19 protein-coding genes and 2 pseudogenes are annotated in these 14123 nt (G+C 57.0%); 15 read left to right on the plus strand and 6 right to left on the minus strand.

Annotated elements, in window-relative coordinates; all coding sequences use genetic code 11:
- Positions 1-150: 150 nt before the first annotated feature.
- The 8 genes and pseudogenes from BG841_RS17485 to BG841_RS15165 all read left to right on the plus strand — a co-directional run bounded on the left by BG841_RS17485 (position 151) and on the right by BG841_RS15165 (position 6448).
- A complete protein-coding gene (locus BG841_RS17485) occupies positions 151-444 on the plus strand; it encodes a nuclear transport factor 2 family protein (protein ID WP_228141679.1) in 294 nt (97 codons plus the stop codon).
- A complete protein-coding gene (locus BG841_RS17490; protein ID WP_228141680.1) occupies positions 416-613 on the plus strand; it encodes a hypothetical protein in 198 nt (65 codons plus the stop codon). Before BG841_RS17485 ends, BG841_RS17490 begins: the two co-directional genes overlap by 29 nt.
- Positions 610-1410 (plus strand): SDR family NAD(P)-dependent oxidoreductase, encoded by an 801-nt coding sequence (locus BG841_RS15140; RefSeq protein WP_070058407.1) that lies wholly within the window; start codon positions 610-612, stop codon positions 1408-1410. The genes BG841_RS17490 and BG841_RS15140 overlap by 4 nt, the downstream gene beginning before the upstream one ends.
- A pseudogene (locus tag BG841_RS15145) lies at positions 1407-2673 on the plus strand (NAD(P)/FAD-dependent oxidoreductase). The gene BG841_RS15140 and the pseudogene BG841_RS15145 overlap by 4 nt, the downstream one beginning before the upstream one ends.
- Before the next feature lie 3 nt (positions 2674-2676).
- Positions 2677-3594, plus strand: a complete 918-nt coding sequence (locus BG841_RS15150; RefSeq protein ID WP_416202620.1) for a DUF1365 domain-containing protein — start codon at positions 2677-2679, stop codon at positions 3592-3594.
- Positions 3582-4850 carry an SAM-dependent methyltransferase gene (locus BG841_RS15155; RefSeq protein ID WP_070058408.1) on the plus strand — a complete coding sequence of 423 codons (1269 nt, stop codon included), beginning with the start codon at positions 3582-3584 and terminating at the stop codon, positions 4848-4850. Before BG841_RS15150 ends, BG841_RS15155 begins: the two co-directional genes overlap by 13 nt.
- A 102-nt stretch (positions 4851-4952) precedes the next feature.
- A complete protein-coding gene (gene xthA, locus BG841_RS15160) occupies positions 4953-5765 on the plus strand; it encodes an exodeoxyribonuclease III (RefSeq protein WP_070058409.1) in 813 nt (270 codons plus the stop codon).
- 23 nt (positions 5766-5788) lie between these two features.
- Entirely contained in the window at positions 5789-6448 is a 660-nt protein-coding gene (locus tag BG841_RS15165) for a TetR/AcrR family transcriptional regulator (RefSeq protein ID WP_070058410.1), read from the plus strand.
- On the opposite strand, the gene BG841_RS15170 is transcribed toward BG841_RS15165, so the two are convergent.
- Positions 6412-6828, minus strand: coding sequence for a phasin family protein (locus BG841_RS15170; protein ID WP_070058411.1), 417 nt, complete (start codon positions 6826-6828; stop codon positions 6412-6414). The genes BG841_RS15165 and BG841_RS15170 overlap by 37 nt on opposite strands.
- 342 nt (positions 6829-7170) lie before the next feature.
- Here BG841_RS15170 and BG841_RS15175 point away from each other — a divergent pair, with 342 nt between their 5' ends.
- The 5 genes from BG841_RS15175 (at position 7171) to hemH (ending at position 10082) form a co-directional block, all read left to right on the plus strand.
- On the plus strand, positions 7171-7497 hold the full coding sequence (locus BG841_RS15175) for an ArsR/SmtB family transcription factor (RefSeq protein WP_070058412.1): 327 nt from the start codon (positions 7171-7173) through the stop codon (positions 7495-7497).
- A complete protein-coding gene (locus BG841_RS15180) occupies positions 7490-7927 on the plus strand; it encodes a YeeE/YedE family protein (protein WP_070058413.1) in 438 nt (145 codons plus the stop codon). The genes BG841_RS15175 and BG841_RS15180 overlap by 8 nt, the downstream gene beginning before the upstream one ends.
- A 4-nt stretch (positions 7928-7931) precedes the next feature.
- Entirely contained in the window at positions 7932-8357 is a 426-nt protein-coding gene (locus tag BG841_RS15185; protein WP_070058414.1) for a DUF6691 family protein, read from the plus strand.
- A 58-nt stretch (positions 8358-8415) separates the two neighbouring features.
- Positions 8416-8847: a TIGR01244 family sulfur transferase gene (locus BG841_RS15190; RefSeq protein ID WP_070058415.1), complete on the plus strand. Its 432-nt coding sequence runs from the start codon at positions 8416-8418 to the stop codon at positions 8845-8847.
- A gap of 134 nt (positions 8848-8981) precedes the next feature.
- Entirely contained in the window at positions 8982-10082 is a 1101-nt protein-coding gene (gene hemH, locus BG841_RS15195) for a ferrochelatase (RefSeq protein ID WP_070058416.1), read from the plus strand.
- Between the two features lie 3 nt (positions 10083-10085).
- On the opposite strand, the gene BG841_RS16630 is transcribed toward hemH, so the two are convergent.
- Entirely contained in the window at positions 10086-10295 is a 210-nt protein-coding gene (locus BG841_RS16630; protein ID WP_141737114.1) for an AgmX/PglI C-terminal domain-containing protein, read from the minus strand.
- On the opposite strand from BG841_RS16630, the gene BG841_RS16755 reads away from it, so the two are divergent.
- Entirely contained in the window at positions 10270-10620 is a 351-nt protein-coding gene (locus tag BG841_RS16755; protein ID WP_070058417.1) for a hypothetical protein, read from the plus strand. The genes BG841_RS16630 and BG841_RS16755 overlap by 26 nt on opposite strands.
- A gap of 38 nt (positions 10621-10658) precedes the next feature.
- On the opposite strand, the gene BG841_RS15205 is transcribed toward BG841_RS16755, so the two are convergent.
- From BG841_RS15205 to BG841_RS16645, 4 genes and pseudogenes are all read right to left on the minus strand, one after another.
- The gene (locus BG841_RS15205; protein ID WP_228141681.1) at positions 10659-11654 is read right to left on the minus strand and encodes an FAD:protein FMN transferase; all 996 of its coding nucleotides are present in this window, start codon (positions 11652-11654) and stop codon (positions 10659-10661) included.
- A 14-nt stretch (positions 11655-11668) separates the two neighbouring features.
- Positions 11669-12454, minus strand: coding sequence for a spermidine synthase (locus BG841_RS15210; protein WP_070058418.1), 786 nt, complete (start codon positions 12452-12454; stop codon positions 11669-11671).
- A 431-nt stretch (positions 12455-12885) separates the two neighbouring features.
- Positions 12886-13119, minus strand: a complete 234-nt coding sequence (locus tag BG841_RS15215) for a hypothetical protein (protein ID WP_070058419.1) — start codon at positions 13117-13119, stop codon at positions 12886-12888.
- A 60-nt stretch (positions 13120-13179) separates the two neighbouring features.
- Positions 13180-13299: pseudogene (locus BG841_RS16645) on the minus strand (MscL family protein); the annotation flags it as partial.
- Between the two features lie 130 nt (positions 13300-13429).
- On the opposite strand from BG841_RS16645, the gene imuA reads away from it, so the two are divergent.
- On the plus strand, positions 13430-14119 hold the full coding sequence (gene imuA / locus BG841_RS15220; RefSeq protein WP_070058420.1) for a translesion DNA synthesis-associated protein ImuA: 690 nt from the start codon (positions 13430-13432) through the stop codon (positions 14117-14119).
- Positions 14120-14123: the final 4 nt, after the last annotated feature.

Genomic DNA, 14123 nt, shown 5'->3' on the forward strand with positions numbered 1-14123 from the left:
CAATAATTGCACATCTGGTATCCGGGTGTCCGGCACAGCGACTGGATTTCATCAATGGCGATGAATCCAAAATGTGGCTTGGGTACGTATCCTGACTGATGGTTACTGAGCCAGGGGTTAAAGACTCGAGCAACTGCGGAGCGTCGCGCCATGCACACAACCGATACGCCCACTTCCGGGGCCGAATCTGTCAGTCTGGTGACAGAGCGATTCAAAGCGCTGTTCAGTTCAATGGCCCGTGACAACATTGGTGAGCTGTCGGCTGTCTACAACGAGTCAGTGCAGTTTGTCGATCCCTTTACCCGGGTGAATGGCCGCCGCGCTTTGAGCGCCTATTTACAGAACTCATACGCCAACGTCGTCAGCTGTCATTTCGAATTTGGTGAAACCATCGAAGGCACAGGAAGCGCCCTGTGTGCCTTGGGTGATGCATCTGCGCCATAAGCGCATACGTGGTGGTGCAGAAATCAAGGTTGACGGCATCAGCCAGCTGCGCATCGTGGATGGGGGCATCACTCTGCACCGGGATTATTTCGATGCGGGCCAGCTGTTGTATGAAAACCTGCCGGTGCTGGGCGGCGCGGTGCGCTGGCTGCGCAAGCAGGTCGCATGAACCGCCGGCTGGACTCAGCAAGCCACATCTGGCTGACCGGGGCAACCTCGGGGATCGGTCAGGCACTGGCCCACCAGCTGATTGAACAGGGGCACAGATTGATCGTAACAGGGCGCCGGCAGGAAGCCCTTGAACAGATAAGGGCCCAGGCGCCACAGCAGGTTACCATCGCCCGGGGCGACATTACCCGTTGCGAAGACCTCAAGCAGATGCGCGCACAACTGAGTGAGCAGTCGTCGGTCCAGATGGCGATTCTGAATTCCGGTACCTGTGAGTACCTCGACATAGCCAACTTTAAAGCCACCGTGATCGAGCACAACATCAACACCAATCTGATCGGGACCGCACGGTGTGTAGAGCTGGCACTGCCTTTGCTCAGGGCTTCCAGGGCAAAAAACCAGCCGGCCACCCTGGTGATTGTCAGCTCATCCGCCAGCTGGTTTCCGTTCGCCAGAGCAGAGGGCTACGGTGCCTCGAAAGCTGCCCTGACCTACTTCGCCCTGTCCCTCAGAGCTGACCTGGCCGCCGAAGGCATTGACGTGGTGATTGTGTCACCGGGATTCGTAAAAACGCCACTGACCGATCGCAATGACTTTGTCATGCCGTTCCTGATCAGCGCAGAAAACGCCGCCCAACGGGTGCTGAAAGGCTTACAGCGAGGGCGGAATCATATTCACTTTCCCAAGCGCTTGACCTGGCCGCTGAAACTTCTGAGTGCGCTGCCACAAAGCGCCATTGACCGCCTGGCCGCCAGCATGACCCGCCCTGACAACCGGCAACAGGAAAACGGTTCATGACCCCGCAGCGTCAACGTATTGCCATCATCGGCGCGGGCGTATCCGGTTTGACGGTTGCCTGGTTACTGGCGGACCATCACGAGGTGATGTTATTTGAAGCCGCAGATTGCCCCGGTGGCCATACCAACACGCGGATGGTGGCGGCTGGAGGCGAACGGTGGCCGGTAAACACCGGATTTATCGTGTTCAATGACCGGACCTACCCCAACTTTATCAAACTGATGAGCCGGCTTGGGATTGCCTCCGAGCCAAGCAACATGAGTTTCAGCGTCGACTCCGGTGCCACTGGCCTGCAATATTGCGGTACCAACCTGAACACTCTGTTCGCGCAGCGCCGTAACCTGCTGAACCCCCGTTTCCTCCGGATGATTCAGGAAATTCTGCGTTTCAACAAGGAAACCCGAGCCGAACTGGCCACCGGCGAACTGGACGAAGTGGAAACCCTTGGCAGCTACCTCACTCGCTGTGGCTATTCCGATTACTTCCGTCGGCACTACATCGTACCGATGGGTGCAGCAATCTGGTCGGCCCCGGAACTGGCGCTCGAACAGTTTCCCATTCGGATTTTTTTTGCAGTTCTTCAACAATCACGGCTTGCTGTCGGTGAATGACCGACCGGCGTGGCGGGTTATCTCCAACGGCTCCGTCAGTTATGTGGGTGCCATGATGGACCGCCTTGCGCCTATTACCCAGCTCAACACACCGGTGGTTACGGTGAACCGCAGTAATGACCAGGTGCAAGTGGTCACCGAACGAGGGCATGGGAGTTTCGATCAGGTGGTGTTTGCCTGCCACAGCGATCAGGCCTTGCGAATGCTTGCTGACCCAAGCCCCGCAGAACGCGACATCCTGTCGGCCATTAGCTACCGGGATAACGATGTGGTGCTGCACACCGACAGTTCGGTCTTACCGTCAAGCCAGCGTGCCTGGGCGTCCTGGAACTACCACACCCCAGCCTATAGAAAAGACAAAATATCAATAACTTATAACATAAACCTGCTGCAAAACTTTAAGAAAGCCCCGGAAACGTTCTGCGTTACCCTGAACCGCGGGTCTGCAATTGCGCCTCACAAAATCATCGCACGCTACACCTATGCGCATCCGGAGTTCAGTCTCGCAGCAGTCGCCGCGCAAAGGCGCTACGACGAAATTGGCAACACACGACGCAGTCATTTTTGTGGCGCCTACTGGTTTAACGGCTTCCATGAAGACGGCGTTAACAGCGCACTGCGGGTGGCCAATGCGTTTGGTGTGGAGCTTTAAGCCGTGCGTGCTGCGACGGAGGGGACGGTCACCAATCTGCACAGCCAATGGTTGACTGGCCGTATCCGCCACAGGCGGATGGCCCCCGGCAGCCACGCCTTCAGCTACGGCACTGGCATGCTTGCGCTTGATCTGGACGAGTGGACCTGCATCAGCCGCGTCAGCCGGCTGTTCTCTGTGGGCCGATTCAACTGGCTGTCCCTGAACCGGGACGACTACCTTGATCCGTCCGTCCCCGATCTGAAAAATGCCGTAAAACAGCGGGTGGCGCGCGCTACCGGTTGGCGTCCGGACGGGCCTGTCGAGTTGATCACCCACCCCCGCTATCTGGGGTACGTGTTCAACCCGGTCAGTTTCTACTTTTGTTATGCCCACGGAGCCAGCCCGCAACAGGGGCATTGCCCACGGGTAATTCTTGCCCAGGTCACTAACACCCCCTGGCAGCAACGGCACGTGTATTGTCTGGAATGCCCCCCTGTTGCGGTCACGTCGTCTGGCTGGCGTACCCAGCGATTCGGCTTTACCAAGCGTTTTCATGTTTCGCCGTTCAACCCCATGCAGCAACACTACCAGTGGCTATTCAGTTTTCGGGGCAATGAATTGCGCATCCACATTAACGTGCTTGAAGCCGCGCGAAAAATATTTGATGCGACACTGGTAGTCCAAAGAACCCCCCTCACCCGTACTGTTTTTCATAAAAACCTGCGCCAGTTCCCGTTGGAATCCCTGAAAGTGGTCGCCGGCATTTACTGGCAGGCGCTCAGACTCAAGCTCAAAGGGGTGAGGTTCCACTCTCACCCGGACAAACTTGCCCCGGACGCCGACGAATTTCGGCTGGGCAGTGATGACGAAGGGGTACCTGTGTCGTCCCCACACCCAAAGACTCAGCCCAACGGGAGAGTAACCTCATGGCGAATCTGAACGCCTCAGTGCAGCGGCAAGGGCAAGCCAAAGGCAGCTCCCAGGCAAGTCGCGTGGCCAAGCAGCTGATATGCAAACAGTTGCGGGATTTGCGCAGCGGTACTCTCACAATCACCGAAGCCGGTTGCGACACACTAACCTTTGGCGATGGCGATGCAGGTTTCCCGACCACCGAGTTGCAGGTGCATGATCACAGCTTCTGGATAGACCTGCTCACCGGCGGCAATGTCGGCGCGGCAGAATCGTTTGTGGCAGGCGACTGGAGCTCCCCGGATCTGGTGGCACTGCTGCGGTTCTTCACCCGCAATATCGACCGTATCAATCAGTTTGAAGACCGCTTCCGCTGGGTGACAAGGCCCGCCCTCAAAGGGCTGCGCTGGTTGAACCGCAATACCCGTGCCGGCTCCCGTAAGAATATTGAAGCCCATTACGATCTGGGGAACGAGCTGTTCGAGGCCTTTCTTGACCCGACCATGATGTACTCCTCGGCAATTTATCCGGGTGCCAACAGCACGCTGGAACAAGCCGCTGTGCACAAACTGGATATCATCTGCAAGAAACTGGACCTGAGGCCCGGCGACCGGGTCATTGAAATTGGTACGGGCTGGGGTGGCTTTGCCATTCATGCCGCCAAACATTACCACTGTCACGTCACCACGACGACCATTTCCCGCAAGCAACTGGAACTGGCCAGAACCCGAATTCTGGCAGAAGGACTGGAACGGGAAATCACTCTGCTGTTTGACGATTACCGTGATCTGAACGGTCAGTTCGACAAGCTGGTGTCCATCGAAATGATCGAAGCCGTGGGTCCGGATTTTCTCGACACTTACCTCGCGCAAATTGACAGGCTGTTAAAACCAACCGGGCAAGCGCTCATTCAAGCCATTAATATTCCGGAACAACGCTACGAGCGAGCGCTGAACAACGTCGATTTTATCCAACGCTATATCTTCCCCGGCGGCTTTCTGCCCTCCTTTGGCGCCATTCTCGCTTCACTGAGAACCCGGACCAACCTGGTGCTGACCCACGTAGAAGATTTCGGCTTTCACTACGCCAGAACGCTTCATGACTGGTGCCGTCGCTTTGTGGAACACGAGCAGGCTATCGATGCGCTGGGCTACGATAAAAACTTCAGGAAGCTTTGGCGCTTATATTTCGCCTACTGCGAAGCGGGATTCAGCGAACGGGCTATTGGGGTCGCCCACCTGATGTTAACCAAACCCGCCAATAAGCAACCGTCTCTGATGCGCTGACATTGAATGCTCCGGTCGACTAAACTGGCCGCACTTATGTGTTAGACTTCTCTGCGTTTTCATAGCACTTAACCACTTAGCGACCTGATCGAGTATTCCCCCATGATGTTTGTCTCTTTTAACGTCAACAGCATCCGTACCCGCTTGCATCAACTGCAGGCGGTGATTGAGACCTATAACCCGGATGTCATTGGGCTGCAGGAAACCAAAGTGGCGGATGACCAGTTTCCCGTCGCCGAGATTGCAGCCATGGGGTATCACGTCCACTATCACGGCCAGAAAACCCATTATGGCGTAGCCTTACTGTCCCGGTCTGAACCTGATTGCGTAGTCAAAGGTTACCCTACAGATACGGAAGAATCGCAACGTCGGCTGATTACCGGAAACTTCCGGGTGAACGGTGAAGGCCTGACAGTGATCAACGGTTACTTTCCCCAGGGTGAAAACCGCGAACACCCTACCAAGTTCCCGGCGAAGAAACAGTTTTATGCCGACCTGATCACCCACATAAAAGAGATCCAGCAAACCGGCAACCATATCGTGCTGATGGGTGACATGAACATTTCCCCCCAAGACCTGGATATCGGCATCGGTGCGGACAACGCCAAACGCTGGTTGCGCACCGGCAAATGCAGCTTTTTACCTGAAGAGCGTGAGTGGCTGGCGCGGGTGGAGAGCCTCGGCATTACCGATGTGTTCAGACACCTGAATCCCGAAGAGTCCAATACTTTCAGCTGGTTTGATTACCGCAGCAAGGGTTTTGACCGGGTGCCCCGGCGTGGCCTGCGCATTGACCTGATCATGGCCAGTGACAGTTTGTTGCCCAAAGTGGTCGACAGCGGTGTGTCCTACGACATAAGGGCAATGGAACGGCCTTCGGATCATTGTCCGGTGTGGGCCAGTTTCGATCTGTAGAGACCACTGGTTGGGGCCAAGGCATGAGCAAAGTCAAAACCCGTGACCGTATCCTCACCACCAGCCTGCTGTTGTTCAATGGCATCGGCGAGCCGAATGTCACCACCCTGCTGATTGCCGACGAACTGGACATCAGTCCGGGCAATCTTTATTACCACTTCAAAAGCAAAGGTGACATCGTCGGCGAGCTGTTCGGGCGCTATGAAGCAGAATTACTGGATTTACTCTCGGTTCCAGCAGACGCATGGATCAGTCTGGATGACAATAACGTCTTCCTGCATCTGCTGTTTGAAGCCGTCGCCCGCTATCGGTTTCTATATCAGGACCTGGTCAACGTGCTGTCCCGCTACGACACCCTGCAGAAACGGTTCCGGTCAATTCTGAAGAAAAAGCATCGCGCGTTTCAGACCATATGCCACAGCCTGCAAGCGCAAGGGGTGATGACGATACGCGATGATGAGCTGGATGCGTTGTGCGAACAGCTGACCCTGACCACTTGCTACTGGAGCAGTTATGACAGCCTGTCACATCTGGATGACCGGGATGCCATGGACCCCGGTCGCGGCGTATTCCAGATGATGTGCCTGCTGCGCCCCTATCTGATCGATGAAGAGCGTGAGCAGATCCGTCTCATGAGCGAAAGTTATTACTCTTCTTCGTCGCCGCGCTCACCTCGTAGCTGAGCCACGCTTTGCTCCAGTTCGGCGATACGCTGCTCCAGCGCGGTGATGTCTTCGTGGCGAGGAATTCCCAAACGGCGTAACGCACCGGACACCCGTTGATCAAACAGGGTTTCCAGCTTGTCCCAGGTGCCGGTGGCCTTGTCGCGCACATCGTCGACCTTGTGCTCTACCGTCTTGACGTGTTTTCCGACCATCCCCCGGGTTTTGTTCTCAAGCTGCTCACCTTCACTCACCAGCCGGTCGAAAAATTTGCCCGCGTCTTCACCCGCCTTGTTATAGGCACCTAATCCGGCAAGCCAGATCTGACGGGCAGAATCTTTGATTTTGCCGGGCAATTGCGGGTCTTCGGTGGGTGGCTTTTTCTCATCGTGATCAGACATTCGTAAAACCTCAGCCAAAGTCGGTAACTCAGTTCCCACAAGGATAACCAACGGCGACGGGCAATGCACCAGCCCGACAACGAGCGCATCAAAAAATAAAAACAGGTATAAGCCAGAGTTCGATATGACAAAACGTGTTCAAAAAACCAGCACATTTACTTGCTGTGTTTAAAATATGAGCAATACTGAGAGTTACCGGTATCCCTGCTGATGCCGGTTTGTCTGGAAGTCTTCATGGATACTACTCGCACGCCTCTGCCCGGCCATCAGCGCCGGGCTTTTTTACTTGCCCAAATTATATAAAATAATATATTATAATTTTATATTGCACTGGAGCCCCCAATGACCGAAACGTTCAACCCAGAGGCCATGCTCAAATCCGCTGGCCAGGCCAGCGAATTTTTACGCTCGCTCGCCAACACCGACCGGCTGATGCTGCTGTGCCAGTTAAGCCAGCAAGAACTCAGTGTCAGCGAACTGGAAGCACGCACCGGCATCCGCCAACCGTCGCTGTCGCAGCAGCTCGGCATCCTGCGCCGGCAAGCACTGATACGCTCGCGCAAAGAAGGCAAACACGTTTATTACCAGCTGGCTGATCCCCGGGTCCAGCGGATGCTGGAGCAACTGTATGAACTTTTCTGTTCCCCTGACGGTGCGATGAATGATTGATATCGACTGGAGTTCCTTCACCCCCTGGACGGCTCTGTCCGGCGGCGTCCTCATCGGTGTGGCGGCGGCCACCCTGGTCCTGCTCAACGGGCGCATTGCCGGCATCAGTGGCATCCTCGGCGGGCTGTTCACGCCGCACAAAAAAGACACGCTGTGGCGACTTGCGTTCATCCTGGGCATCGTCGTTACTCCGTTTATCTGGTCAGGTTTCGGTGAGCTTCCGGCCATCCGCATCGACGCCGGTTACCCTGCACTCATTGCCGCCGGTCTGCTGGTGGGTATAGGTACCCGCTACGGCTCAGGGTGCACCAGTGGTCATGGCGTGTGCGGCCTGTCGCGGTTCTCTGCGCGCTCCCTCGTCGCCACCCTGACCTTTATGATCGTTGGGTTTATGACCGTCTATATCATTCGCCATTTAAGCGGAGTCTGACGCCATGAGATCGTCGCTGGTTTCCCTGATTTCGGGCCTGCTGTTTGGTGCCGGACTGCTGTTGTCGGGTTTGGCTAACCCGCACAAAGTTCTTGGTTTTCTTGATCTGGCCGGCTCCTGGGACCCGTCCCTGGCGCTGGTGATGGGCGGCGCGATCCTGGTGGGTACCGGGGCGTTCAGCGTTGCCAGAAAACAGACCCGGTCCCTGCTCGGGTTCGCGATGAAACTGCCCACCGCATCGTCCATCGACAAGCGCTTGATTCTTGGTAGCATTGGCTTCGGTGCGGGTTGGGGACTGGCCGGGTTTTGCCCCGGCCCGGCACTGGTCGCGCTGGGCGCGGGCGAAACCAAGGCCGTGGTATTTGTGGTGGCCATGATTGCCGGTATGGCTGTTTTTGAGACCCTGGAGCGCAACCGGCATACGGGCTGACGTTCCTGGCTTATACTGAACGCAATGACGTAACAACGATCTTCGAGACAGGTGATTTATGGACTTCCGAAAAATTGATGAGGACATCTCGGTGTCTCCGCAACTGACGCTGGGCGATATTGTGGAGGCGGCCAAACTGGGGTTTCGAACCGTCATAGCCAATCGCCCTGACGGTGAAGAGTTCGGGCAGCTGTCCATGGCCGATCTTCAGGCAGCCACCCATGCCAACGGTATGGAATGGGTTTATCTTCCTGTTGATTCCGGCAACATCACCGATACCAACATCGATGACTTCACCGCAATATACGAGCAGGCAGAAAAACCGGTCCTGGCCTTTTGCCGTTCCGGCACCCGGTGCTGTGTCTTATGGGCCCTGTCCCGCGCTACTGAGGCACCGGCAGAGACCATCCTCAGCAAAGCCGGCCAGGCGGGTTACAACCTTACCGCCCTGACCGCCCGGCTCATGCAACGGGCCCGTCACGCCGGCTGACCCTTCGCGTCTGGCAGGGGGCTGCACCGGTGGCCCTCTGCCACAGTCGCGGACGAACCGGTATAATCCCGATCACAACCCGAGTCGTACTCCAGGTACTGCACTCCAATGCTCGTCTAAGGACTCTCTCCGGCATGCGCTATAAAGGTGTTGAGAATTTTGACCATGCCCAGGCTGAAAAGCTGGGTGTTTTAATCACCAACCTCGGTACGCCCGACGCCCCCACCCCCGCCGCATTGCGCCGCTACCTGGGCGAGTTTCTCGCCGACCCCCGTGTGGTCGAAGTGCCACGGCTGATCTGGTGGTTTGTGCTGCACGGCGTCATTTTGAGGATCCGCCCGCCCCGTTCCGCCAAGGCGTATCAAAAAATCTGGGGCGAGCAAGGTTCGCCCTTGCTGAAGCACACCGCCGATCAGTGTGAAAAACTGCGCCAGGCGTTACAGACAAAGTACGGTGAGTCCATCGAAGTGGGCTTTGCCATGCGTTATGGCAACCCGTCGATCGCCTCCGAACTTGACCGGCTGAGCGCCGCCGGCGTGCGAAAGCTGATGGTGCTGCCGCTGTACCCCCAATACTCAGCCACCACATCCGCCTCCACCTTTGACGCGGTTGCCCGGGACTTCAGCCAACGTCGCTGGCTGCCGGATTTTCGTTTTATCAGCCATTACCACGACTTTCCTGCGTACATCGAAGCCATGGCAACCCACATTGAAGACTACTGGAGCCAGCACGGACGCAGCCAGAAGCTGATTCTGTCTTACCACGGTATCCCGTTGAAATACCTGAAAAAAGGCGACCCATACCACTGTGAGTGTTACAAAAGCTCACGGTTACTGGCGGAACGTCTGGGGCTCGGCGACGAGGACTACCTGACCACCTTCCAGTCACGCTTCGGCCGCGAAGAATGGTTGCGCCCCTACACCGATAAAACCCTGAAAGCGCTGCCGGCCCAAGGGGTCGAGTCCGTCGATGTGTTCTGTCCGGGGTTTGCTTCCGACTGCCTGGAGACCATCGAAGAGATTGATGAAGAAAACCGCGAGTACTTCATGGAGGCCGGTGGCAAGGAATTCCGCTACATCAGCGCCCTGAACAGTTCTGCGGGCCATATTGATGCTTTGGTGGAGCTGATCGAGCAGAATCTGGCGGGCTGGTCCAGCCCTGTCAACGACCCGGAGGTTCTGGCAACCCGAAAACAGCGAGCGACCGTACTTACCGCCGAGAAGCACGCTGGCTGAGCGCTACCCTGGTAACAGCTCGATCGGATAGCGGATAACCGTTTGGGTGACCCCCGAAACTGCGCCGAAGTTAACCAGCCGTAACCGGTTGCAGATTCTTGCTTCGAGTTTTGGCTCGTTGAGCGTCGATTCTGCAATAGAACACCGGGATACGGTGCCGTTTTTTTCGATCACCAGCTCAGGGGTAATGCTCCCCCGAAGCGCCGGTTGCATTGACGATTCCCTGGAGGGTCGTGGTAAGGGGGAATGGACCGGTGACAACCAGCAGACCGCTGCGTCCTTCTATCTGGTCTACAGCCCGGACAATCGTCCCACTGCCCGGCGCCATCAGATTGGCCACATGCGTGCCGATGCATCGGTGGAGACCGCCTCCAGCCCGGCGGCCAACAACGTCAATCAGCTGGTGCAGACGGTACTGCTGAATTACATGGCCCTGCACGGTGAGGAAGGGGAATTCAGCAACCGTTTTCCGGACCACGGCCTGGGCAACAGCACCTCGCTGGACAGGCTGATCGGCATAGAACGCATGGTTATTTAATACTGCGCGTGGCCGAGTCAGCAGCGTTGCAAGCGGTGCTACTGACTCGCGGCACGGCCGGGGGTTGCCAGGCCGTCCGAGTAATGAATGCGGCGTTGCTCGTCGATGATGATGGCGTCAAGGCCCCCGAGCCGATTGATCATCGCCAGGCCTTTCTCCACACCCAGCACGAACACTGCCGTCGACAGCCCGTCGGTGGTGATGGCGTCGCTCCCCAGAATGGTCACGCTCTGAATACCCTGCACCGGTCGCCCTGTCTGCGGGGACAGAATATGATGAACGCGGTTACCCGCCTCGTCGATAAAATACCGTTCATAATCTCCCGACGTGGAAATCGCCAGATCCGCCAGCGGCAACACCACGGCGTTGCGGGCTTCGGAGCGCGGGTCGCGCACCCCCACAACCCAGGGGTTGCCACGTTTGTCACCGAGCAGGCGCATGTCGCCGCCGGCACTCAGGCGGGCATGGCGGACCCCGTGGCTTTTTAACACCTCCACCCCCAGGTCGACTGCATAGCCCTTGGCAATGCCTCCCAAATCCACCCGCAGGCCCGGCTTGCTGTAGAACACGGTGCGGTTGGTCTCATCCAGCACAATGTCCCGGTAATTGATGTGCTGCAATTGCAGGGCGACATCGGTATCGGTGGGTTGTTGGCGGTTGCGATAATCGTAGAGGTAACCCACCGAGCCAAAGCTGATATCGAACGCGCCCTGACTCTGTGCCGACACCCGCTGCGCGGCCTGAAACACCGCAAACAAACTTTCACTGAGGGGCACTGGCGCCTCAGCGGCTTGCCGGTTCACCGCCGACAATTCCGACGTTTCCCGGTAACGGCTCATGCGTTGATCAATATCCTCGAACACCGCAAAAACCGCGTCACGGGTGCGCCCGGCCTGCTCCGCACTTTCGCTCCAAAATTCCAGCTCGATGGGCGTGGTCATGGCGGTAGCGGAGTAGCTGAACCATTCAGCGTGCACCCCCGGTGCAACCGTGGTGACAATGCAGGCGATCAGGATCCGGACACGGGACAGCATGGTGGTTACCAGATTCAGGCCTCTTCCGTTGCTCTGCTCAGCCGGGTCATGCGCTTCATCAGTGAACGCCAGCCAATCGGCAGACGGCCTTCGAGCACATCGAATCGCGGCTCGGCGGGCGAGACCAGCTCGACCGGCTGCCGGCTGCAGTAAATAATGGTGTTGTTGGTTTTGCTCTGAAAAGAGAATAAAGAAGAAAAATGCGCCCGCAGTTGTCTGAACACGGGGCCGTTCTGTTCAGGGGGCTCGTGATAGTTGATCACCAGCCAGCCGGTGTCTGACAGCACCCGGCTGCAGTTTTCAACAAACCGCCGGCCCGACTGGGCGGTACTCATTCTGTTGGCGTCGTATAAATCCGCCATAATCAGGTCAGTACTGGCGTCCTCCATGGCGGCCAGGGCGTGGCGGGCGTCCGCAATGGTGACGTTGATGTTGTCGGTGTCGGGCATGCTGAAATACTCTCTGGCGACATTGAGCACTTCCTGGCGCAGTTCAACGGCGTGAATCCGGCTCTCGGGCAACAGGTGGCTCAGCCCGCTCACCATGACGCCACCGCCTAACCCAAGCACGGTCACCCGTGTCGGCTCACCATAAACGATGGGCAAAAACATGGCCCGATTGTATTCGTGCACCGGAAGGTAAGGTTGGCGACGGTCGATTTTGCTTTGCTCAAAAATTGAAGCGAAATTCAGCACCCGGTGCCGGCGGAAATCAACGACCTGTATTGGCCCCATGGCATCCCGGCGATGTTCGATGATTTCACCGTCAAAAAAACTCTTAGGATCCCCTAACAAGCGCATAACCACTGAACTCCAAGAAGGTTGTATAGATCTGCAGGTGCCCCGGTCTTCCAATTCGAGCGTTGGGCAAGGTAACCGCTCAGGGTGAGCAGCAAGACGGGGCTGGTTAGGTGTTCGGGTCCAGAGCTTGGGCTTGTTCAGAAGAGCGTCTGGAGGTTGTGTCGCCAGAGAGACTTGGAATTGCCTCACAAAAAACGCACTCGCCAGCATCAACAGCCGCGCCACTGACTTCCACATAATGAACCCGGTGGGAAGCAGAGCCCCGGTTGCTGGAAACCGCAAATTTACGCGTGTTATCGCGTACCGGGGTACTGGCCCGGTCTGGCTGCTGGCTCATAGAGACCCTTCTTTAAGCATATTTTCACCAACTTAGCGGATCGGGCCCTAAAAAGGTATACGGAAGCCTACTTAAGTTCAACACCCTGAGCGTGTCAAAGCCTGTCACCTCTCACCCCCAGCCGATCGAGGTACCCATGGAATTCGGCTTCGCTCATATCGACGTATTCCAGCACCCTGCCGTACAACATGGCCGTAGGCACAAACCGACCGTCCCGTTCCAGCTGGGTCTCACGCAAAACATACAAAATAATGCGTTCCGTACGGGTCAGGCCATCGCGAACATCCGGAATCGCCTCTTCCAGTGGGCTCCACTTGTCCGTACCCATATTTCCTGCTCCTGATACCCGCCGTCCCAATCACCCTGTTTTGGATTTCAGTAAATCCCGTATCTCCGCCACCAACGATGACACAACCTTGCCGAAAGCAACACCCATAATGATGCCGACCGCCATATCAACCACATTGCCTTTTACCGAAAACTCCCTGAATTCATTAAGAAATACCATAACCATCTTCCTCAAGTGTCAGGATAAGGTGCAATCTGTGCACTTAAATATAGTTTGGCGATGAACGGAGCACCCTTGAATTTCACTCACTTTCAGAATACTGTACGCATATACAGCCTCAGGGGTTTTTATGAGCGAAATTCTGACCACGCTTCTTCAGGACGCCCGCGTCTGGCAGGGTCATCGACACACGTCAACCAACCAACCGGCGGAGTTAACCGGCTATTCGCGTCTGGACACTCTGTTGGGGGGCCATGGCTGGCCCCGGGGTGCGCTGACCGAGTGCCTGCTGGATACCCCCGGCATTGGTGAACTTTACCTGCTGCTGCCGTTGGTACGGCGGCTGGCCGAGACAGGGCGCACGGTATTCTGGCTGAACCCGCCCTACATTCCCTACGCCCCGGCGTTGGCGCGGGCAGGCGTCAATCTGGAAGAGATCATTGTGCTCCATGCCCGGGATCGGGGCGATTTTGTGTGGTCGTTGGAAAATTGTCTGCGCTCACCCGTTACCGGTCTGGTCATGGCCTGGCCGGACACCCTGGCCCCCCGGGACATCCGGCGCCTGCAACTGGCCGCTGAAGCCGGTAACAACCTGTGCGTTTTGTTTCGCGAACGCCGTTATAGCGAACAAAGCTCACCTGCCGCGCTGCGTCTTGTGCTGGAACCCGATGGCCCGCAGGGCTTGGGCGTGACCGTGCTGAAGCGCCGGGGCAGCTGGTCTGGCCAGCGTTGCTCCCTGACTTTGGCCCAGCGGGCGGGGCTCTCTACCGGCACAGTTTCAAGCGTGGTGCGCGGCCCCTGGCCCGCACCAGCCCGCTAGGTTG

Source organism: Marinobacter sp. X15-166B (assembly GCF_001752365.1).
In the GTDB taxonomy this organism is placed as follows: domain Bacteria; phylum Pseudomonadota; class Gammaproteobacteria; order Pseudomonadales; family Oleiphilaceae; genus Marinobacter.

Coding starts and splice junctions, on each gene's coding strand:
- BG841_RS15205 (WP_228141681.1), bottom strand. CDS start 11,654: ATGCTGTCCCGTGTCCGGATCCTGATCGCCTGCATTGTCACCACGGTT.
- BG841_RS17485 (WP_228141679.1), top strand. CDS start 151: ATGCACACAACCGATACGCCCACTTCCGGGGCCGAATCTGTCAGTCTG.
- BG841_RS15210 (WP_070058418.1), bottom strand. CDS start 12,454: ATGCGCTTGTTAGGGGATCCTAAGAGTTTTTTTGACGGTGAAATCATC.
- BG841_RS15185 (WP_070058414.1), top strand. CDS start 7,932: ATGAGATCGTCGCTGGTTTCCCTGATTTCGGGCCTGCTGTTTGGTGCC.
- xthA (WP_070058409.1), top strand. CDS start 4,953: ATGATGTTTGTCTCTTTTAACGTCAACAGCATCCGTACCCGCTTGCAT.
- BG841_RS15170 (WP_070058411.1), bottom strand. CDS start 6,828: ATGTCTGATCACGATGAGAAAAAGCCACCCACCGAAGACCCGCAATTG.
- BG841_RS16630 (WP_141737114.1), bottom strand. CDS start 10,295: ATGCAACCGGCGCTTCGGGGGAGCATTACCCCTGAGCTGGTGATCGAA.
- BG841_RS15180 (WP_070058413.1), top strand. CDS start 7,490: ATGATTGATATCGACTGGAGTTCCTTCACCCCCTGGACGGCTCTGTCC.
- BG841_RS15140 (WP_070058407.1), top strand. CDS start 610: ATGAACCGCCGGCTGGACTCAGCAAGCCACATCTGGCTGACCGGGGCA.
- BG841_RS15215 (WP_070058419.1), bottom strand. CDS start 13,119: ATGGGTACGGACAAGTGGAGCCCACTGGAAGAGGCGATTCCGGATGTT.
- imuA (WP_070058420.1), top strand. CDS start 13,430: ATGAGCGAAATTCTGACCACGCTTCTTCAGGACGCCCGCGTCTGGCAG.
- BG841_RS15155 (WP_070058408.1), top strand. CDS start 3,582: ATGGCGAATCTGAACGCCTCAGTGCAGCGGCAAGGGCAAGCCAAAGGC.
- BG841_RS15165 (WP_070058410.1), top strand. CDS start 5,789: ATGAGCAAAGTCAAAACCCGTGACCGTATCCTCACCACCAGCCTGCTG.
- BG841_RS16755 (WP_070058417.1), top strand. CDS start 10,270: ATGCTCCCCCGAAGCGCCGGTTGCATTGACGATTCCCTGGAGGGTCGT.
- hemH (WP_070058416.1), top strand. CDS start 8,982: ATGCGCTATAAAGGTGTTGAGAATTTTGACCATGCCCAGGCTGAAAAG.
- BG841_RS15175 (WP_070058412.1), top strand. CDS start 7,171: ATGACCGAAACGTTCAACCCAGAGGCCATGCTCAAATCCGCTGGCCAG.
- BG841_RS15190 (WP_070058415.1), top strand. CDS start 8,416: ATGGACTTCCGAAAAATTGATGAGGACATCTCGGTGTCTCCGCAACTG.